The organism is Rhodococcus sp. PML026 (assembly GCF_000963615.1).
Classification (GTDB): Bacteria; Actinomycetota; Actinomycetes; order Mycobacteriales; family Mycobacteriaceae; genus Rhodococcoides; species Rhodococcoides fascians.
Genome location: NZ_KQ031375.1, coordinates 494,478 through 513,165, shown reverse-complemented (window position 1 = coordinate 513,165; position 18,688 = coordinate 494,478). Strand labels below are relative to the sequence as shown.

Annotated in this window: 21 protein-coding genes; 15 read left to right on the top strand and 6 right to left on the bottom strand. The window is 64.8% G+C overall.

What is annotated here, in order from left to right; genetic code table 11:
• The first annotated feature begins 72 nt into the window (after positions 1-72).
• A complete protein-coding gene (locus VF34_RS17860; RefSeq protein ID WP_032391503.1) occupies positions 73-1,179 on the top strand; it encodes an alcohol dehydrogenase catalytic domain-containing protein in 1,107 nt (368 codons plus the stop codon).
• Between the two features lie 3 nt (positions 1,180-1,182).
• Here VF34_RS17860 and VF34_RS17855 read toward each other — a convergent pair whose 3' ends face one another.
• Positions 1,183-1,971, bottom strand: coding sequence for an ABC transporter ATP-binding protein (locus VF34_RS17855; protein WP_045841810.1), 789 nt, complete (start codon positions 1,969-1,971; stop codon positions 1,183-1,185).
• A 93-nt stretch (positions 1,972-2,064) separates the two neighbouring features.
• Between VF34_RS17855 and dapB the strand changes: the two genes are divergently transcribed.
• Genes dapB through VF34_RS17840 form a run of 3 tightly spaced genes read left to right on the top strand, consistent with a single transcriptional unit; the run spans position 2,065 to position 3,751 of the window.
• Positions 2,065-2,823: a 4-hydroxy-tetrahydrodipicolinate reductase gene (dapB, locus tag VF34_RS17850; protein ID WP_027496797.1), complete on the top strand. Its 759-nt coding sequence runs from the start codon at positions 2,065-2,067 to the stop codon at positions 2,821-2,823.
• A 50-nt stretch (positions 2,824-2,873) separates the two neighbouring features.
• Positions 2,874-3,293 (top strand): hypothetical protein, encoded by a 420-nt coding sequence (locus VF34_RS17845; protein WP_063216903.1) that lies wholly within the window; start codon positions 2,874-2,876, stop codon positions 3,291-3,293.
• A 5-nt stretch (positions 3,294-3,298) separates the two neighbouring features.
• Positions 3,299-3,751: a flavodoxin family protein gene (locus VF34_RS17840; protein WP_032366463.1), complete on the top strand. Its 453-nt coding sequence runs from the start codon at positions 3,299-3,301 to the stop codon at positions 3,749-3,751.
• A gap of 56 nt (positions 3,752-3,807) precedes the next feature.
• Here the strand turns inward: VF34_RS17840 and VF34_RS17835 are convergent, their stop codons facing one another.
• Positions 3,808-4,260 (bottom strand): hypothetical protein, encoded by a 453-nt coding sequence (locus tag VF34_RS17835; protein WP_094662964.1) that lies wholly within the window; start codon positions 4,258-4,260, stop codon positions 3,808-3,810.
• Between the two features lie 196 nt (positions 4,261-4,456).
• On the opposite strand from VF34_RS17835, the gene VF34_RS17830 reads away from it, so the two are divergent.
• The 4 genes from VF34_RS17830 to zwf are packed head-to-tail and all read left to right on the top strand — an operon-like array spanning position 4,457 to position 7,760.
• Complete coding sequence (locus tag VF34_RS17830) at positions 4,457-4,900, top strand: MFS transporter (RefSeq protein ID WP_442970670.1); 444 nt, start codon at positions 4,457-4,459, stop codon at positions 4,898-4,900.
• Complete coding sequence (locus VF34_RS25885) at positions 4,897-5,013, top strand: MFS transporter small subunit (RefSeq protein ID WP_420030340.1); 117 nt, start codon at positions 4,897-4,899, stop codon at positions 5,011-5,013. Before VF34_RS17830 ends, VF34_RS25885 begins: the two co-directional genes overlap by 4 nt.
• A 35-nt stretch (positions 5,014-5,048) precedes the next feature.
• Positions 5,049-6,257, top strand: a complete 1,209-nt coding sequence (locus VF34_RS17825) for a winged helix-turn-helix domain-containing protein (RefSeq protein WP_045841808.1) — start codon at positions 5,049-5,051, stop codon at positions 6,255-6,257.
• A 48-nt stretch (positions 6,258-6,305) separates the two neighbouring features.
• On the top strand, positions 6,306-7,760 hold the full coding sequence (gene zwf, locus VF34_RS17820) for a glucose-6-phosphate dehydrogenase (RefSeq protein WP_027496815.1): 1,455 nt from the start codon (positions 6,306-6,308) through the stop codon (positions 7,758-7,760).
• A gap of 30 nt (positions 7,761-7,790) precedes the next feature.
• Here the strand turns inward: zwf and VF34_RS17815 are convergent, their stop codons facing one another.
• On the bottom strand, positions 7,791-8,267 hold the full coding sequence (locus VF34_RS17815; RefSeq protein ID WP_045841807.1) for a hypothetical protein: 477 nt from the start codon (positions 8,265-8,267) through the stop codon (positions 7,791-7,793).
• A 126-nt stretch (positions 8,268-8,393) separates the two neighbouring features.
• On the opposite strand from VF34_RS17815, the gene thyX reads away from it, so the two are divergent.
• The 3 genes from thyX (at position 8,394) to VF34_RS17800 (ending at position 12,040) form a co-directional block, all read left to right on the top strand.
• The gene (thyX, locus tag VF34_RS17810; protein ID WP_231578245.1) at positions 8,394-9,173 is read left to right on the top strand and encodes an FAD-dependent thymidylate synthase; all 780 of its coding nucleotides are present in this window, start codon (positions 8,394-8,396) and stop codon (positions 9,171-9,173) included.
• 99 nt (positions 9,174-9,272) lie between these two features.
• Positions 9,273-10,181, top strand: a complete 909-nt coding sequence (dapA, locus tag VF34_RS17805) for a 4-hydroxy-tetrahydrodipicolinate synthase (protein ID WP_027496818.1) — start codon at positions 9,273-9,275, stop codon at positions 10,179-10,181.
• A gap of 107 nt (positions 10,182-10,288) precedes the next feature.
• Positions 10,289-12,040 (top strand): ribonuclease J, encoded by a 1,752-nt coding sequence (locus VF34_RS17800; RefSeq protein ID WP_032366466.1) that lies wholly within the window; start codon positions 10,289-10,291, stop codon positions 12,038-12,040.
• 3 nt (positions 12,041-12,043) lie between these two features.
• Here the strand turns inward: VF34_RS17800 and VF34_RS17795 are convergent, their stop codons facing one another.
• Positions 12,044-12,823 (bottom strand): sulfite exporter TauE/SafE family protein, encoded by a 780-nt coding sequence (locus tag VF34_RS17795; protein ID WP_045841806.1) that lies wholly within the window; start codon positions 12,821-12,823, stop codon positions 12,044-12,046.
• A 79-nt stretch (positions 12,824-12,902) separates the two neighbouring features.
• Between VF34_RS17795 and VF34_RS17790 the strand changes: the two genes are divergently transcribed.
• Both VF34_RS17790 and VF34_RS17780 read left to right on the top strand, forming a co-directional pair.
• Entirely contained in the window at positions 12,903-13,526 is a 624-nt protein-coding gene (locus VF34_RS17790) for a TIGR03085 family metal-binding protein (RefSeq protein WP_027496821.1), read from the top strand.
• Positions 13,527-13,594: 68 nt separating this feature from the next.
• Positions 13,595-16,291, top strand: coding sequence for a DNA translocase FtsK (locus VF34_RS17780; RefSeq protein WP_197077482.1), 2,697 nt, complete (start codon positions 13,595-13,597; stop codon positions 16,289-16,291).
• An 88-nt stretch (positions 16,292-16,379) separates the two neighbouring features.
• Here VF34_RS17780 and VF34_RS17775 read toward each other — a convergent pair whose 3' ends face one another.
• Complete coding sequence (locus VF34_RS17775) at positions 16,380-16,664, bottom strand: YciI family protein (RefSeq protein WP_027496823.1); 285 nt, start codon at positions 16,662-16,664, stop codon at positions 16,380-16,382.
• 41 nt (positions 16,665-16,705) lie between these two features.
• The gene (locus VF34_RS17770) at positions 16,706-17,293 is read right to left on the bottom strand and encodes an amino-acid N-acetyltransferase (protein ID WP_228139205.1); all 588 of its coding nucleotides are present in this window, start codon (positions 17,291-17,293) and stop codon (positions 16,706-16,708) included.
• Positions 17,294-17,403: 110 nt separating this feature from the next.
• Here VF34_RS17770 and pgsA point away from each other — a divergent pair, with 110 nt between their 5' ends.
• Positions 17,404-18,090 (top strand): CDP-diacylglycerol--glycerol-3-phosphate 3-phosphatidyltransferase, encoded by a 687-nt coding sequence (pgsA, locus tag VF34_RS17765; protein ID WP_442970669.1) that lies wholly within the window; start codon positions 17,404-17,406, stop codon positions 18,088-18,090.
• A gap of 219 nt (positions 18,091-18,309) precedes the next feature.
• The gene (locus VF34_RS17760; protein ID WP_027496826.1) at positions 18,310-18,651 is read left to right on the top strand and encodes a helix-turn-helix domain-containing protein; all 342 of its coding nucleotides are present in this window, start codon (positions 18,310-18,312) and stop codon (positions 18,649-18,651) included.
• The last annotated feature ends 37 nt before the right edge of the window (positions 18,652-18,688 follow it).

The window sequence follows — 18,688 nt, the reverse complement described above, 5'->3', positions numbered from 1 at the left end:
CCATGTGAGTGGAACTTCGTAGTGGGCTACGAAGTTCCACGCACATGCGGCGCAGCCGCATAGTCTGGCGGGATGAAGATTCGCGGCGCTGTACTCGAAGAAATCGGCCGATCTCGTCCCTTCGCGGACTCGCATCCCATCACCGTCTCCGATCTCGAACTGGGCTCACCGGGTGACGGGGAACTGCTCGTCCGGATCGAAGCGGCCGGACTGTGCCACTCGGATCTGTCGGTGGTCGACGGTAATCGCGTTCGTCCGGTACCGATGCTGCTCGGCCACGAGGCCGCGGGCCGCGTCGAGGAAGTCGGCGCGGGCGTCGACGACATAGCAGTCGGAACCCGTGTGGTCATGACGTTCCTGCCGCGCTGCGGTGACTGCGCGGGGTGCGCCACGGACGGCCAGATGCCCTGCGTCGTGGGAAGCGCGTCGAACAATGCGGGCACGTTGCTCGGCGGAGACATCAAATTGCACCGCGACGGTGCCGAGATCAAGCATCACCTCGGAGTCTCCGGCTTCGCCACACACGCAGTGGTCAGTAGAAAGTCGGTGGTACCGGTCGACGACGACATCCCAGCCGACATCGCAGCGGTCCTCGGTTGTGCAGTGCTCACCGGCGGCGGCGCTGTCCTCAACGCCGGAACTCCGAAGCCGGGGCAGTCGGTGATGGTGGTCGGCCTCGGCGGAGTGGGCATGGCGGCCGTACTGACCGCGGTCTCGATCGGTGCGGGTGAGGTCATCGGTGTCGACGGCGTCCCCGAAAAGCTCGTCGCCGCAACCGATCTGGGTGCAACGCAGGTCTATTCACCTGCGGATCTCGCAGAGAAGGGGATCAAGGCGGACATCGTCATAGAGGCAGCGGGCAACGCCCGTGCATTCGAAACTGCAGTCGCGGCAACGGCTCCCGGCGGAAAGACGATCACCGTGGGCCTGCCTGCTCCCGACGCCCGTTCGTCGATCTCTCCTCTCGGTCTGGTAGCCGAGGCGCGCACGATCATCGGTAGTTACCTCGGCTCGGCCGTCCCGGCACGCGACATTCCGACGTACGCCCAGATGTGGCGCGAGGGTCGACTGCCCGTCGAGAAGCTGATCTCCTCGCGCATCACGTTGGACGAGATCAACCGCGGCATGGACGAATTGGCCGACGGCAACGCCATCCGTCAGGTCATCGTTTTCGACTGACCGTCAGCGGTGGGCCGCGGTGGCCACCCACCGCCCGCGACGGCGAGAGATCTCGATCGGATGGTCGAAGAACGTGCTGATGTTGTCCGTCGTCAGCACCGTGTCGACAGGCCCCTGAGCGTGCACGCGCCCGTCGCGGATCAGCAATGCGTGGGTGGTCGAGGTGGGGATTTCCTCGAGATGGTGGGTGACCAGGATGCTGGCGAGCCCGGGATGTTCGGCACGCAGCGAGTCCAGCGCCGTCAGGAGTTGTTCGCGGGCAGCGAGATCGAGGCCGGTGGCGGGTTCGTCGAGTAGCAGCAGCGCCGGATCGGGCAGCAGTGCGCGAGCGATCAGTGCCCGGCCCCGCTCGCCCTGGGAGAGGGTGTGCCACGACGCGTCCACCCGGTGGACAACTCCCAGCGACTCTACGAGCCGGTGGGCGCGAGCGACCTCGTCCTTGTTGGCCGACCATCTCGGGATCAGATCGGGCGTGTTGGTCAGTCCTGTCAGGACGACCTGGAGCAGAGTCAGCGGGGCCTCGATCTTCAGACGAGGGTCGACGTGTCCGATGTGCGTGCGTAATTCGCGCATGTCCACTCGGCCCAGGCGGTGGCCCAGTACGTGCACCGCGCCCCGCGTGGGATGGACGACGGCTCCCAGCAAGCTGAGCAGGGTGCTCTTGCCGGCACCGTTGGCACCGAGCAACACCCAGTGCTCGCCTTCGTCGACCCGCACGGTCGCATCGCTGAGGAGGTAGCGGCCGCCACGGACGAGATCGACGCGGTCGGCGAACAGAACGCTGGACTTCACCGACCGACCGTAGCTGCCGGTGTCGGGGGCCTGGAAGTAGGCTCGGTCTTCGGTAGGACGACAAGACGACGACGAAACGAGTGTGGGAACGACGTGAGTGCAACGGCACCTGTTCGAGTAGGGGTACTGGGGTCACGCGGCAAGGTCGGTCAGGCGATCTGCGCCGCAGTCGACGCAGCCGGCGATCTGGAGCTCGTGGCAACTGTCGACCAGGGCGATCCGCTGGCGAACTTCGTCGACAGCGGTGCGCAGGTGGTCGTGGATTTCACCCATCCCGATGTGGTCATGGACAACCTGCAGTTCTTGGTCGAGCACGGCATCCATGCTGTCGTCGGCACGACGGGTTTCGACGAGCAGCGGCTCGAGCAGGTTCGTGAGTGGTTGGCCGGATCCCCACAGACGGGTGTGTTGATTGCACCGAACTTCGCCATCGGAGCGGTGCTGTCGATGCGCTTCGCTCAGCAGGCAGCCCGATTCTTCGATTCCGTCGAGGTGATCGAGCTGCACCACCCGAACAAGGCCGATGCGCCCTCGGGGACCGCGTACCGTACCGCCGCGCTGATCGCCGAAGCGCGGGCGGCAGCGGGCACCCCGAAGAGTCCCGATGCGACGACGACGGAGCTCGACGGTGCTCGCGGAGCCGACGTGGACGGAGTGCGCGTGCACTCCATCAGACTGGCGGGACTCGTTGCGCATCAAGAGGTTCTGCTGGGGACACAGGGGGAGACGCTGAGCATCCGACACGACTCGCTGGACCGGACGTCCTTTGCGCCCGGCGTACTGCTCGGAGTCCGAGAGATCGCTGCCCGTCCGGGGCTGACCGTCGGCCTCGACCCGCTTCTGGATCTGTGAGCTGATCGACAGTGAACAAAGCGACCAAAGTCGTCGCCATCATTGCAGTGATGGTGTTGATCCTCGGCTTCTACTTCTTCCTGCTCGGACAGCGCGGAGTGACGTTGATCCAGAACGGCGGGGTGGCCAGTACTGCCCTGGGGATCGGGGTCATTCTGCTGCCGATCGTCGGGTTGTGGATCGTGTGGGCGACGCTCAAAGCAGGATTGGACCATCAGCGGCTGGCGTCGCGCATCCGAGAGGAAGGCCTCGAACTCGACGTCGACGATCTGCCGAGGAGGCCGTCGGGGCGCATCGAACGAGACGCGGCCGACGAACTCTTCCAACAGGTCAAGGCCGAATGGGAAAAAGACCCCGACAACTGGCGCAATTCGTATCGGCTGGCGCGGGCCTACGATTACGCGGGTGATCGCGGGCGAGCTCGCGAGACGATGAAACGTGCTGTGGCACTGGAACGTGCCGAGAGCTGACGGACATGGCGCGCACTCTGCTGATCGTTCACCACACTCCGAGCCCGCCGATGCGGGAACTGCTCGAATCGGTCCTCGCCGGAGCCCGTGATCCCGAGATCAGCGGTGTGGACGTGCGCAGTGTGCCTGCGCTCGGCGCGACAGTCCCGGATGTGCTTGCCGCCGATGGCTTTCTCTTCGGTACCCCGGCGAACTTCGGTTACATGAGTGGTGCCCTGAAACACTTCTTCGACACCGTCTACTACCCGAGTCTCGATGCGGTATCCGGAAAGCCCTACGGTGCGTGGGTGTACGGAAACAGTGACACCGCTGGTGCCGGGCGGGCAATCGAAAGTATTGCAGCGGGTTGGGGATTGGACAAGGTTGCCGAGACCGCTCACCTGGTGGACAGCGGCAAGGAGTCGCGGGAGCGCTGCTACGAACTCGGCGGGACGATCGCGGCCGGTCTGTCCGACTGACTGCGGCCCGAGTCGGCGTGTACGTCTCGGCACGCTGCGGCCGCGCGAGTACCGACTCAGTCCGACTCGACAGGGGAGTGGGATCGCAGCACGTCGTCGGCTGGGATCGACAACGGAATTTCCAGAAGTCGTTCCGGCCAACTCGGGTACGCGGGTCTGATCCAGACACGGTTGTCGTCGAGCTGAGTCATCAACACCCGGCGCCACTGCCAATCGTCCTGCGGTGTCAGCAGATCGGTCTCGGGCTGCAACGGCAGTGGGGCTTTCGTCCAGTGCGGCAACGACAGGGACGCCAGTCCGCGTTCCTCCAGGGCGGCAATCGCGTCCACCAGCGACACACCCAGCGCAACAGTGATACCCACCGGATTGACGGCATCGACCAGGTATCCCTCGTCGTGTTCGTCGTACGGGGCCGATTCACCCGCGCTGTGTGCGACGGTCCATCCGATCACCTCGCCGTCCGAGGCTCGTTTCACCGGCAATCTGCTACGCCACCGTTCGACATCCACTTGCCAGAGGATACCCGGCTCAATGTAGTGAGTTCGGTGAAGAAACTATGTCCGATTGTGAGCAGGCAGGGTGGTGCTCGTGTTTGACTGCAGGGGATAGTCGACATTTGTACCGCTCTCCATACCAAGGGATTTCGATGACCCTCCCCATTCTCGACCGCTCCAGAATCGTTGCTACGCCCGAATGGAGTCGCTGGTGGGTCGCAAGAACATCTATCGTCTGTACCTCGGTGTCGGCGCGCTCCTGTACCTGTACATCGCCCTGTTCACCAACACGAACAAGATCCTCTTCATGGTGTCGGCGCTGTTGATCCTGTCGTTCTACGGCGCGGGATTCGCAACCGTTCCGGCCTATCTCAAGGACCTCTTCGGTACGTACCAGGTGGGCGCAATCCACGGACGACTGCTCACCGCATGGTCGGTGGCAGGTGTTCTGGGACCACTGATCGTCAACGCCATCGCCGACGCCGGCGAGGCGGGAACCACCGGCCGGTACCTCCCGGCCTTCTACGTGATGATCGGATTGTTGGTCGTCGGGTTCCTGGCCAACGAAGCCATCAAGCCGGTGGCGTCGAAATTCCATGAATCCGATTCGGCCGACGCCGCCGATTCGACGACCTCGACAGGAGCCAAGGCATGACCACCGCGCGAATGCAGGGAACGATGGTGATCGCATGGCTCTGGGTGTCCGTGCCGTTCGCCTACGGACTGTACGAGCTGATCCTCAAGGCCAAGAATCTCTTCAGCACCTGAACCACCGTGTCGGTGGATCGTGACAGGGTGGCCCGATGCGAGACATCAGCGCTGCCATGGCGCGCCGCACCGCCTTGGCCGCCCAAGGACTGGCGTCGGCCCGATCGCGCACGCGGCCGGCGAGCAAGAGCGCGGTGCATGGAGCCATCGACACCACCGGGTTGTTGCAGATCGATTCGGTGTCGGTGGTGGTGCGCGCGCACTACGCGCCGGTGTTCAGTCGCGTCGGTGCCTACGACAGAAAAATCCTCGACGACGCCGCATGGACCGACACCACCCGACGCCCGAGGCGGTTAGTCGAATACTGGGCGCACGAGGCAGCGTTGCTCCCGGTGGAGGACTGGCCGCTGATGCGGTGGCGCATGGAGTTGTACCGACACGGTCGATGGGGTGGAGCCGCCCGCATTCTCGATCGTGAACCCACACTGGTGGACGACGTTCTCGCTGTGATCGCAGAGCACGGCGCGGCCAGTGCGGGTGAGATCGAGAAGCATCTCGACGTCGAGAAGCCCGGGCGCAAGGGTCCGTGGTGGGATCGAAGCGACGTCAAGGTCGTGTGCGAGCAACTCTTCGCTGCCGGAGTGGTCAGCGTGCCGGCGCGGTCCGGGTTCGTTCGGCAGTACGAGCTCAGCGAACGGGTGCTTCCCGACGCTGTTCTCCGCAGGCAGGTCGACGAAGCGGATGCGGTGCGAGTCCTGATCGAGAAGTCCTCTCGTGCACTGGGAATCGGCACCGAGCCGGATCTGCGGGACTACTATCGGCTCTCCCAGAAGCAGTCCAAGGCCGCAATCGCCGACCTCGTGGAAGACGGTGTCCTGGAGCAGGTGTCCGTCCGAGGGTGGAACGCGCCGGCCTATGTGCACCGCGACGCCAGAACACCGAGGACTGCCACCGTCGCAACCCTGTTGTGCCCGTTCGATCCGATGATCTTCTATCGGCCGCGTGTGGAGAGAATCTTCGATTTCCACTATCGCATCGAGATATACACCCCGCAGCACAAGCGAATTCACGGGTACTACGTATTTCCCTTCCTGCTGGACGGCCATCTCGTGGCGCGCGTCGATCTCAAGGCCGTACGGGCGAACTCGGAACTACACGTCATAGCGGCGTACGTCGAAGGCGACCGCGATCCACGCGACATCGCACCCCGGTTGCGCGACGTCCTGCACGAGATGGCGGAGTGGCTCGAACTCGAACGTGTGGTGGTGGGTACCCGAGGTGATCTCGTCGCTGCGCTGCGATGACATGATCCGGCGTGCGCTCGGTACGGATCGGTGCCAGTATTTTCGAGCATGACCACTTTTCCGACAGGCATCGACACCGAACTCCCACCCCAGGTCGTCGTCCTGTTCGGGGCGACGGGAGATCTCGCCAAACGGAAATTGCTCTCCGGGATGATGCACTTGGCGCTGTCCGAGCTGGCACCGAACATCCGCGTGGTGGGTACCTCGCTCGAGGAGATGTCCACCGACGAATTTCGCGCCCTCGCTCGCGAATCGATCAATGCGTACTCCAGCCGTAAAGTCGGCGACGAACAGTGGCGGCAGTTCGCGTCGCGGCTGACGTACGTCTCGCAGAAAGCCGGGCCGGCGGCGTTGGGTGCCGCGGTAGCCGAGGCCGAGATCGAACTCGGTGGCAACGCCAGGCGGTTGCACTACCTGTCGGTTCCGCCGAGAGCCGCACTGGCCGTAGTGGATACGCTCGCCTCCGCAGACCTGGTCAAGCGATCGCGCATCATCATGGAGAAGCCGTTCGGAACCGATCTGCAGAGCGCAATCGACCTGAACGCTCGCCTGCACGAGACCTTCGACGAAGAACAGATCTATCGAATCGATCACTTCCTCGGCAAGGAACCGGCGCAGAACATCCTGGCGTTCCGTTTCGCCAACGGGCTGTTCGAGCCGATCTGGAACCGCAACTTCATCGATCACGTTCAGATCGACATCCCGGAGGAGCTCGCCCTCGACGGTCGGGCCGGGTTCTACGAGTCCACCGGTGCGTACAAGGACATGGTCGTCACTCACCTGTTCCAGGTGCTCGCGTTCATGGCGATGGAACCGCCGACGGCACTCGAACCGCGTGCGATCGGTGAAGAGAAGAACAAGGTGTTTCGATCGATGGTCCCGCTGGACCCGAAAAATGTTGTGCGCGGACAATATACGGGCTACCGCTCGGAGGAAGGTGTCGCCCCCGATTCCGACACCGACACGTTCGTTGCGCTGAAATGCGAAATAGACAACTGGCGCTGGGCCGGTGTGCCGTTCTACCTCCGTAGCGGGAAGCGTCTCGCCGAAGGCCAACGCATCATTTCGATAGCGTTCCGAGAGCCACCGAAGAGCATGTTCCCTGCCGGTTCGGGCGTCGGAGCGCAAGGTCCCGACCACCTCACCTTCGACCTGGCGGACGCATCCAAGGTGTCGCTGTCGTTCTACGGCAAGCGGCCCGGGCCCGGGATGCGGCTGGACAAACTGAGCATGCAGTTCGCCACACACGAAACCGAACGCGCCGGCGACGTGCTCGAGGCCTACGAGCGGTTGATCCTCGACGCCATGTACGGCGACCACACGCTGTTCACGACGGCGGAGGGTATCGAACGACTGTGGCAGGTATCGGAGCCGTTGCTGGCCGATCCACCGCCGGTGCGCCTGTACTCACCGGGGTCGTGGGGCCCCAACGCAATTCATCAACTCATCGCGCCGCATGCCTGGCGGCTGCCGTTCGAGCGACAGTGGAGAGAGAAGAAGTAGAGGCGCGTGAAGAAACAGGGGAGAGAGCCCTCAGTTGTTCCAACCGCGGTCCTTGCGCATCTGATCTCGTAGCGCGCCCTGAACTGCTTGGGAGAGCCACGAGTTCAGGGACACCCCGCTGTTGTTCGCTGCGTCCTCGGCTCGTTCCTTGATCTGCTCGACGAGTCGGAGCGTGACGCGTCGTACCTCGCCCGAGACGTCGTCCATGGTCGGATACTCATCGGCAACAGGCTCTTTGGGCTCGCCGTCGTGGTCCGATGCCGAATCGTTGCGTCGAACGTCTGCGTGTGCCTGTCCACCGTCCAGGCGGACGACCACGGTTCGATCGCCCAGTTCGTTCGACACCTCGGCCGCGAAGTCCGACAGGGCGGTCAGCAGCATCAACCGCGCCGACGCTTCCGCGGTCTTGCCGAGGGCCTCGGCTGTCTGCCGGGTGTGTTCATCGCCCAACGCCGCCGCGGCCATCAAATCGGTGCGCAGCGTGTCGGTGTACTGGCTCAGTTCCATGACGCCAGTGTGACGTCATGAATGGCGTCAGTCAAGGTGTCAGGTGATGCCAGGTCGACGTCACGACGGCATCAGCGGTGGCGTCGTGCGCGGCAGGGTGCGGTCGTCGCCGTTTAGGGTTGGGCGGTGTCGTCAGAAATCAGAGGTCGAGCTGCGCCTCGAACAGTCGCGCTGAACGTGCAGTTGGTGGCCCGAACCGAGTTCGTCCCACCCGCCGACATCCCGTGGGAGACCGACGCGGACGGTGGGCAGGCGTTGGTGGAATTCGCAGGCAGAGCGTGTTACCAGAGTTGGTCGAAACCGAACCCTCGCACTGCGACCAATGCGTCGTATCTGCGTCATCTGCTCGACGTCGGACACCTGTCGGTGCTCGAGCACGCGAGCGTGAGCTTCTACATCACCGGTATCTCCCGGTCGTGCACACACGAGTTGATTCGGCATCGACATTTCTCGTACTCGCAGTTGTCGCAGCGCTTCGTGCCCGAACACGATGCCAACGTGGTGCTTCCGCCGGCCGTGGAGGGCGATCCCGAGCTCGAGGCCCTGTTCGCATCGGCGACGGAGGCGAGTCGGGCCGCGTACAGCGAGTTGCTCGCTGCCCTCGACGGCAAACTGGAGTCGGTCACCAATGCTGCGTTGCGGGGCAAGCAGGCGCGGCAGGCCGCGAGATCGGTTCTGCCCAACGCGACCGAGACACGCGTGGTGGTGAGTGGGAACTATCGCGCTTGGCGGCATTTCGTGTCGATGCGGGCCTCGGAGCACGCGGACGTCGAAATTCGCCGCGTCGCCGTCGAATGTCTGCGTAAGCTCGTGGAGGTGGCACCCGACGTGTTCGGCGACTTCGAGATCACGACCCAGCCGGACGGAACGGAAGTCGCACGCAGCCCCTTCGTCACCGAGGTCTAGGAATCGCGTTCGAGGCTCGAACGGACCGGCGCGGACCACCGGTGTCAGCGGGGAGTCCCGCTGCGTAGGAGTGGGTAAAGCACCGGGTAATCTGCTGCCATGACCTACGGTGACGCCGCTCCTTCCGTTGCGCCTGTGTTCGGTACGGTGCTCACCGCAATGGTGACCCCGTTCACGGCCGACGGGAAGTTGGATATCGACGCAGGCGTTCGGCTCGCGCATCATCTCGTCGAACAGGGAAACGACGGGCTGGTGCTGGCCGGGACGACGGGTGAGTCGCCCACCACCACCGAGAACGAGAAGCTCGAGCTGTTGCGCGCCGTGATCGCGGCCGTCGGACATCGGGCTCGAATCATCGCCGGGGCCGGAAGCAACGACACCGCACACAGCGTCGAACTGGCCCGTGATGCCGCTCGCGCCGGTGCGCACGGCCTGCTCGTGGTCACCCCGTACTACTCCAGGCCACCGCAGGCGGGCCTCTACGCCCACTTCACTGCGGTCGCCAACGCCACCGATCTGCCAGTGATGCTCTACGACATTCCGCCTCGATCGGTCGTCCCCATCGAGACCGAAACGCTGCGTCGGCTCGCCGAGCACCCCCGCATTCTTGCCGTCAAGGATGCGAAGGGCGATCTCAACGCCGGTGCCGAGCTGATCGCGTCGACCGGTCTGCAGTTCTACTCGGGAGACGACCCGCTGAACCTGCCCTGGCTCTCCGTGGGTGCCACCGGGTTCGTCAGTGTCATCGGGCACCTCGTTCCGGCCCGTCTGCGCGAACTGCACACCGCATTCATGATGGGCGACATCGCCCGCGCCCAAGCGATCAACGTCAGCCTCATCCCGGTCATCCGTTCGGTGGCACGCCTCGGCGGCGTCAGCGCATCGAAGGCAGGCCTGCGCCTCATCGGACTCGATGTCGGCGAACCACGACTTCCCCAGGTGCCACCGAGCATCGATCACATCGAATTGCTCGCAGCCGAGCTGCGGGCGGCAGGAGTTCTTGTATGACACGACCTAACAGATCGCGCGGACGCGCAACCCGAAACGCCGGACCGCCGTCCGAGCGTCCCGCTGCCAAGCAGGGCCAACCTTCGGGTGCCCGCCAGGGCAAGCCGATGGTGCAGAATTCCGCTCGGACGCAGCGTCCCGACAAGCGTCGTGAGTTCGACCCGACCGAGCGTCTCGGCACACCGCCGAAGGCTCCGTTCAAGGGCCTACGAGTGGTCGCGCTCGGCGGAATCGGCGAAATCGGTCGCAACATGACCGTCTTCGAGCATCAGGGCAAGATGCTGATCATCGACTGTGGCGTCCTGTTCCCCGAGGACCAGCAGCCGGGCGTCGACCTGATCCTGCCCGACTTCAGGCACATCGAGAACCGCATGGCCGATGTCGAGGCGGTGGTGCTGACGCACGGTCACGAGGACCACATCGGCGCAGTCCCGTTCTTGCTTCGGCTGCGTCCCGACCTGCCCGTCGTCGGATCGAAGTTCACCCTCGCGCTGGTCGCGGCCAAGTGTCGTGAGCACCGGCTGCGGCCGAATCTCGTCGAGGTGATCGAGGGTCAACACACACAGCACGGGCCGTTCGACTGCGAGTACTTCGCCGTCAACCACTCCATTCCCGACGCCCTCGCGATCGCCATCAGAACCGACGCCGGTCTGGTGCTGCATACCGGAGACATCAAGCTCGATCAGCTGCCGCTCGACGGTCGTCTGACCGACCTGGCCGGTTTCTCACGGCTCGGTGACGAGGGCGTGGACCTCTTCCTGGTCGACTCCACCAATGCCGAGGTGCCCGGATTCGTCACGCCGGAACGGGAGATCGGCGGAGTGCTCGACACCGTCATCGGCAAGGCGAAGCAGCGCGTCATCGTCGCGTCGTTCGCCAGTCACGTGCACCGCATCCAGCAGGTCATCGACGTAGCCGAGCGGTACAACCGCCGAGTGGCATTCGTCGGTCGTTCCATGGTGCGCAACATGCAGATTGCCCAGGATCTCGGTTACCTGCGGGTGCCCGACGGCCTCGAGGTCAATGTCGATACCGCCGCAACACTTCCCGACGACCGGTTGGTGCTCATCTCCACCGGTTCGCAGGGTGAGCCGTTGTCGGCGCTGTCCAGGATGGCTCGCGGCGAGCACCGTCAGATCAACGTCAAGGCCAACGATCTCGTGGTGCTGGCGTCGTCGCTGATCCCGGGCAACGAGAACTCCGTGTTCGCGGTGGTCAACGGCCTCGCCAAGCGTGGCGCGACCGTCGTGACGCAGCAGAACGCGAAGGTGCACGTCTCGGGTCACGCATCGGCAGGCGAATTGCTGTACCTCTACAACGCAGTGCGGCCGACCAACGCCATGCCGGTACACGGCGAGTGGCGTCACCTGCGGGCCAATGCCGCTCTGGCAAAGGCGACCGGTGTATCCGAGGACCGGATCGTGCTCGCCGAGGACGGCGTCGTTGTCGACATGGTCGACGGGCTCGCCGAGATCGTCGGGCAGGTCCCTGTCGGTCACGTCTACGTCGACGGCTTGTCGGTTGGCGATGTCGGAGATTCGACGCTGTCGGATCGTCTGGTGCTCGGCGAGGGCGGCTTCATCGCGATCAGCGTTGCCGTCGATTCGGCCACCGGTCGTGCAGTGACCGCGCCCGAGGTGTCCGGTCGCGGCTTCTCCGACGACCCGGCGGCCCTGAAAGAGGCCGGCCAGCTCGTGGAGGCCGAGCTGCAGCGGCTGGCCTCGGACGGAGTGTCCGACACCCACCGGATCGCTCAGGCCGTCCGCCGCGTCGTGGGCCGGTGGGTAGCGGACAAGTATCGGCGTAAACCGATGATCGTTCCGACGATCATCGCGGTCAAGCCGCAACCGCAGTCCTAGAGTTCAGACGAGCAGTCGCCACAGGCCGATGAGGCCGAGGACGACGATGGCACCGCGCAGGGCCGCCGGCGACAGCCGGCGGCCGTAGCGTGCTCCCACCGCTCCGCCGATGAGGGAGCCGACCGCGATCAGACCGGCGGCCTGCCAGCTGATGTCGTCGAATCGAAAAATCGTGAAAGCAACTGCTGCAACGACATTCACCACCAGCGAGAGCAAGTTCTTGGCAGCGTTCATGCGCTGCATGGATTCGGGGAGCAGTGCGCCCATCACTCCGATGAGCAGGATTCCTTGTGCTGCAGTGAAATAGCCGCCGTAGATGCCGACCAGCAGAGTGCCGACGGTGACCAGCGCCATGCGGCCGCGGCCGATGTGGCCGGCCGCCTTGCCGGCCGCCTCGGACCGACGTTTGGCCCAGGCCTGGATCTTCGGTTGTGCGACAACGAGAATCAACGCACCGATGAGCAACACCGGAACGACAGAGGCGAATACTTTTTCGGGCAGATGCAACAGCAGCCACGCGCCACCGAGTGCGCCGAAGAAAGAGGCGGGAAGCTGCCAACGCAGTCGGTGCCATTGTCCGCGAAGTTCCCGGCGATACCCCCAGGTACCCGAGACGCTTCCCGCCACCAGTCCGATGGCGTTGGACATCGTGGCGACCACCGGGGGATAGCCGAACGCGACCAGGGTGGGGAACGTGATCAACGTGCCCGAACCGACGACGGCGTTGATTGCACCGGCCCCGAGGCCGGCGAGCAGGATGACGAGAATTTCCGATATCGGCACTGTTAGGAGGTTACCCAGACGAAGGAGTACGTCTGGCGGCAGGATGCCGCTCCTTCGGTGTAGCCGTAGCCTGGAGTTCGTGAGCCTTGCCCAGGATGAACGTTCCCAGCTTGTTCGGACCCTTCTCGACGTCGGTCCCGATGCGCCGACACTGTGCGGTGAGTGGACTGCTGCCGATCTGGCCGCGCACCTCGTCGTTCGCGAACGGCGGCTCGATGCGTCGCCGGGTATCTTTCTCGGTCCGTTGTCCGGATACACGGAGCGGGTTCAGCGTTCCGTCGCGAATCGACCGTTCGCGTCGGTGGTCGAGGACGTCCGCACCGGGCCGCCGATGTGGTCGCCGTTCGCTCTGCTGGATCCGCTGATCAACCTCGGTGAGATGTTCGTGCATCACGAGGATCTGCGCCGCGCGGAAGGGAACTGGACCCGACGGGTTCTGCCCAGCGCGGTCGAGTCCCGACTGTGGCCCCAGGTGCGGTTGATCGGACGAGCAGGGCACCGCTCGGCACCGGTTCCGGTGCATGTCCGCACCCCGGACGGCCGACAGGCCACCTTCAAGGGTGGCTCGGGCCCGGGTGTGACGGTGGTGGGGGAACCCTCCGAACTCCTTCTCTATGCGTTCGGTCGGGACCAGGTAGAGGTCGTGTACGAAGGTTCTGCGAACGATGTCGCCGCCGTGAAGGCGCTCGACCTGAGTTTCTGACGCACATCCGTCGTTGTTACTGGTGTTGCGGATGGTTTCGACGGGGCTGTTGCGACTAGCCTGGGGGCATGGCAGGAAAGACCAGCACCTCCACCGCCAGGGCCGGATCCAGCGGATCCGGCTCCTCGCGCGCGTCCGGTACCTCTCGTAAGTCCGGTACCGGCCGCACGGCTCGAACCGTCACGACACCGAAGAAGCCCACCGCACCGCGCAACCCGGCGACCACGCGGGCAAGCGCATCGTCTCGCGGTAAGGCACCCGCGAGAGGTGCTGCGTCGCGGCGGCCCCCCACGAAGAAGAAGTCCCGCGGTGCGCTCGACGCGATCGGTCGCGGAATCGCGTCCACGTGGTCGATGGCGGCACGAGGTGTCGGTGCCACCACACGCACCGTCAGCAAGGCCGCGGACATCGAGCACGGTCACCGACGTGACGGAATCGCCCTCGGGCTCATCGCCGTCAGCGTCGTCGTCGCCGCAAGCGTGTGGTTCAGTGCCGGCGGCCCGGTCGGTGAGTGGATCGAGGTAGGGATCCGTGCCGTCATCGGCGACGCCGGCTACGTCGCACCCGTGCTGGGGGTCGCAATCGCCGTCGTCCTGATGCGTTCCGAGCCTCGCCCCGAGGTCAGACCACGCCTGGTTCTGGGCTCGATACTGCTGGGCTTGCCCATTCTCGGGCTCTGGCACATGGCGGCGGGGTCACCGACCGACGCCACCGGTCGGTCCGAAGGAGCGGGCTTCGTCGGCTACGTAGCGGGCGGACCCATCGCCGACGGCCTGACGGTGTGGCTCGCCGTACCGTTGCTGCTGCTCGCCGGCCTGTTCGGCGTGCTGCTGCTCACCGGCACCACGGTACGAGACGTACCGGACCGGATGCGGGCACTGTTCGGTACCGACAGTCGAGGCGACGAATACGACGAGTACGACCCGGCCGATTTCGGTTCGGAATTCGGCGACGAGGGCTACGGAGACTACGACTCGAACTTCGACGCCGACGGATACCCGGTGCACGGCACCACCGACCCGTACGACAACTACCCGACCGAGGAGTACATCCCGGTCGTCAAGCCATCACGCGCTCGCAAGACCCCTGCACCGGCACCGGAGGCCCCCACCGAGGTCATGACGCCTGCCGCGGCCGCGGCCGCGCCGGTCCCGGTGCCCGAGCCTGCCGCGCCCCCGCGGCCGAAGCCCAAGCCGATCGTCAAGGCCGCCGAACCCAAGCCGGCTGCCGACGACGACAAGATCGTCGTCGATCGCGTCGTCGACGGCGACTACACGCTGCCGTCGTTGTCGCTGCTCATCGACGGCGACCCGCCCAAGACGCGCAGCCAGGCGAACGACGCGATGATCGAGGCCATCTCCGAGGTACTCGAGCAGTTCAAGATCGACGCTGCGGTCACCGGATTCACCCGCGGACCGACGGTCACCCGCTACGAGGTGGAGCTCGGACCGGGCGTCAAGGTCGAGAAGATCACTGCGTTGGCTCGCAACATCGCCTACGCGGTCGCGACCGACAACGTGCGATTGCTCGCCCCGATCCCCGGCAAGTCCGCCGTCGGTATCGAGGTGCCGAACTCGGATCGCGAGATGGTCCGCCTGGCCGATGTGCTGACCGCCCCGTCGACCCGCAAGGATCACCACCCTCTGGTGATCGGCCTCGGCAAGGACATCGAAGGCGATTTCGTCAGTGCCAACCTGGCGAAGATGCCGCACCTGCTGGTGGCGGGATCCACCGGTTCGGGTAAATCGAGCTTCGTGAACTCGATGCTCGTGTCGCTGCTGGCACGGGCGACACCCGACGAGGTCCGGATGATTCTGATCGACCCGAAGATGGTCGAGTTGACGCCGTACGAGGGCATCCCGCACCTCATCACGCCGATCATCACGCAGCCGAAGAAGGCTGCCGCGGCCCTGGCCTGGCTCGTCGAGGAGATGGAGCAGCGCTACCAGGACATGCAGATCAACAAGGTCCGGCACATCGACGACTTCAACAAGAAGGTGCGGTCCGGCGAGATCACCGCACCGTTGGGCAGCGAACGCGTCTACCGGCCGTACCCCTACATCCTTGCCATCGTCGACGAGCTTGCCGACCTGATGATGACCGCTCCTCGCGACGTCGAGGAAGCGATCGTGCGGATCACCCAGAAGGCGCGCGCCGCAGGTATCCACCTGGTGCTCGCCACGCAGCGTCCGTCCGTCGACGTCGTCACCGGTCTGATCAAGACGAACGTGCCCTCACGTCTGGCGTTCGCCACGTCCTCGTTGACCGACTCGCGAGTCATCCTCGATCAGCCCGGAGCCGAAAAATTGATCGGCATGGGCGACGCGCTGTTCCTGCCGATGGGTGCGGGCAAGCCGACGCGTCTGCAGGGTGCGTTCATCACGGACGAGGAAATCTCGGCCGTCGTCGACTTCGCCAAGAATCAGGCCGAGCCCGAGTACAACGACACCGTCACCGCCGCGAAGGTCTCGGACAAGAAGGACGTCGACCCCGACATCGGTGACGACCTCGACGTGCTGCTGCAAGCCGTCGAACTCGTCGTCACCAGCCAGTTCGGTTCCACGTCCATGCTGCAACGCAAGCTACGGGTCGGATTCGCCAAGGCAGGACGTCTGATGGACCTCATGGAGAACCGCGGCGTCGTGGGTCCGAGCGAGGGCTCGAAAGCCCGCGAAGTTCTCGTCAAGCCCGACGAACTCGACGGACTGTTGTGGTCGATCAAGGGCGGGGACCCGGACGAGCAGCCGGCGTCCGAGGAGTTCTGACGGGCTCTACACCTGCGTGAATGGACCATTGCACAGCCGTCTGGGCGGTGCAATGGTCCATTCACGCAGAACGGGTGGGCGAGCAGACTCAGGCCGTGAACGCGCCCATCACCGGTGTCCATTCGTGGAAGTCTGCCGACTCGATGAGGTTCTCGACCGCGAAGGGATCCTGGGCGAACAGTGATTCCACGGATGCGGCGTCCGGGCCGTCCACGAGCAGCAGAGCGCCGCTGTCGTCGGCGAACGGGCCACTGGAGACGAGCGTCTTCTTCTCCAACAAGTCGGCCAGCCACGCCCGGTGTGCGGCGCGATGGGTGTCGCGGCCCTCGGTGGTCGTGGGGGAGTACGTGTAGGTGACGGCGATCAGGGGCATGGAGCTCACTTCCGGATTCGAGGGGTGTCCGGAGAATTCTGTCAGAGCGAGAGCAGCATGCGCGTGTTGCCCAATGTGTTCGGCTTGACGTAGCTCAGGTCGAGAAACTCTGCGACGCCGGTGTCGTAGGACCGGCACATCTCCGCGTACACCTCGGCAGTGACGGGCGTTCCCTCGATTTCGGAGAAGCCGTGACGGGCGAAGAAATCCACTTCGAAGGTCAGCACGAACACCTTCTGCAGCGCGAGCTCGCGTGCCACCTCGATGAGTTTGGCGACGATCAGGTGGCCGGCTCCGTGCCCCTTGGCTGCGGGGTCGACTGCCACCGTGCGTACCTCACCCAGGTCCGCCCAGAGCACGTGCAGGGCTCCGCATCCGATGACTTCGCCTGCGCGCTCGGCAATCCAGAACTCCTGCACTGCCTCGTACAGCGTCACCAGGTTCTTCTCGAGCAGGATTCGGCCCGCGTAGATGTCGATCAGTCGTTTGATCTCGGGAATGTCGGAGGTTCGGGCTCGACGCACGACCAGGGTGGCGTCGCCGATGGACGTGCCGTCCACGGTGTCGGAATACTCGTCGGATTCGGGATCGGCAGTGTCGCGACTCGCCCGATTCGGCCCAGAAGTCATGTGGTGAACAGTAGTCACCGATGCAACCGATAAACTTTCCGTGTGTCGTTCAGCGAGCAGTGTCCCCGTCTCGACGGGTCGGTGCTGCCCGAACGCCGACACAGCAACGAATGCCCGGTCCGCGGCCGAGAAGCGGCTTCGTGACCGGCCCGACAGCGCCGGGCCACGGTGTTCCGTCCGGCGGTGCTTCGCGCAGTGCGGGGCTGCCGCACGGCAACGCTGCTCCGGGCGGATCGGACGCCGTCCCGCTGCTCAACATCGCCAATGTGTTGACCGTGCTGCGCATCGCTCTGGTTCCGGTCTTTCTTGCGGCACTGTTCGTCGGAGACGGTCACGACACCTCGTGGCGGTTGGCGGCGACGGCGATCTTCGCCGCAGCGGCCATCACCGACCGGATCGACGGCCAACTCGCCCGCAAGTACGGACTCGTCACCGATTTCGGGAAGATGGCCGACCCCATCGCCGACAAGGCGCTGATCGGCGCTGCCCTCGTCGGACTGTCGATGTTGGGCGATCTGTCCTGGTGGGTGACGGCGATCATCGGGGTACGCGAAATAGGCATCACCGCTGTCCGTTTCGCCGTCATTCGTCACGGAGTCATTCCGGCCGGTCGTGGCGGCAAGGTCAAGACACTGGTCCAGACATTCGCGATCGGCGTGTATCTGTGTCCGCTGCCCAGCGCAGTCGATCCAGTGGCGGTGGCGCTGATGGCTCTGGCGGTTCTGCTGACCGTGTACACCGGCCTGGACTACGTGGTTCAGGCGATTCGGTTGCGCCGGGGTGTGTCCTCGGTGTGAGTGCATTCGACGGGCGTCCACGAGGCGATGCGGGAAGTTACAGTTCTGACAGCCGTGTCGGAGCCCCTTCGGCGCGTGTCGGAGGCGACGGACATATAGGGTCGGGAACCAATCGGGCCGGCTGGGACGTTGACCCTACGACGGCTCCGAACGAACGATACGAACGTGGTCGTCTCGACGGCACAGTCGTCGGCAACAGCACCAACGAGGAGGAGCGAGATGGCGCTGCTATTGCGTGAAGCACTCGGCGACAGTTTGCGGCGTACTCGCGTCGCACAGAGCCGCACCCTGCGTGAAGTCTCGAACACCGCGCGCGTGAGCCTCGGCTACCTCTCCGAGGTGGAGCGTGGTCGCAAGGAAGCGTCGAGCGAACTGCTCGCAGCGATCTGCGATGCTCTCGCCGTTCCTCTCTCCGACGTGATGAGCGACGTGAGTATCACGCTGTCGGATGCATCCACCGCTGCTGTCCGTGCCGAGGAATCGGCTGTGGCCACCCGCATCGACGGAGATACACGAGTCGTGATTCCGGCACCTGCTGCCAGAGCTCTCGCCGCCGCCTAAGATCGAACGAGTAGCCGAAGTCGGCTGCCGGCCCCAC

Bases quoted from the DNA above. Each gene is read 5' to 3' on its own strand.
- VF34_RS17860 (WP_032391503.1), top strand. From the start codon at position 73: ATGAAGATTCGCGGCGCTGTACTCGAAGAAATCGGCCGATCTCGTCCC.
- VF34_RS17845 (WP_063216903.1), top strand. From the start codon at position 2,874: ATGGTGTTGATCCTCGGCTTCTACTTCTTCCTGCTCGGACAGCGCGGA.
- VF34_RS17840 (WP_032366463.1), top strand. From the start codon at position 3,299: ATGGCGCGCACTCTGCTGATCGTTCACCACACTCCGAGCCCGCCGATG.
- VF34_RS25885 (WP_420030340.1), top strand. From the start codon at position 4,897: ATGACCACCGCGCGAATGCAGGGAACGATGGTGATCGCATGGCTCTGG.
- VF34_RS17825 (WP_045841808.1), top strand. From the start codon at position 5,049: ATGCGAGACATCAGCGCTGCCATGGCGCGCCGCACCGCCTTGGCCGCC.
- zwf (WP_027496815.1), top strand. From the start codon at position 6,306: ATGACCACTTTTCCGACAGGCATCGACACCGAACTCCCACCCCAGGTC.
- VF34_RS17815 (WP_045841807.1), bottom strand. From the start codon at position 8,267: ATGGAACTGAGCCAGTACACCGACACGCTGCGCACCGATTTGATGGCC.
- dapA (WP_027496818.1), top strand. From the start codon at position 9,273: ATGACCTACGGTGACGCCGCTCCTTCCGTTGCGCCTGTGTTCGGTACG.
- VF34_RS17800 (WP_032366466.1), top strand. From the start codon at position 10,289: ATGGTGCAGAATTCCGCTCGGACGCAGCGTCCCGACAAGCGTCGTGAG.
- VF34_RS17780 (WP_197077482.1), top strand. From the start codon at position 13,595: ATGGCAGGAAAGACCAGCACCTCCACCGCCAGGGCCGGATCCAGCGGA.
- VF34_RS17775 (WP_027496823.1), bottom strand. From the start codon at position 16,664: ATGCCCCTGATCGCCGTCACCTACACGTACTCCCCCACGACCACCGAG.
- VF34_RS17770 (WP_228139205.1), bottom strand. From the start codon at position 17,293: ATGACTTCTGGGCCGAATCGGGCGAGTCGCGACACTGCCGATCCCGAA.
- pgsA (WP_442970669.1), top strand. From the start codon at position 17,404: ATGCCCGGTCCGCGGCCGAGAAGCGGCTTCGTGACCGGCCCGACAGCG.
- VF34_RS17760 (WP_027496826.1), top strand. From the start codon at position 18,310: ATGGCGCTGCTATTGCGTGAAGCACTCGGCGACAGTTTGCGGCGTACT.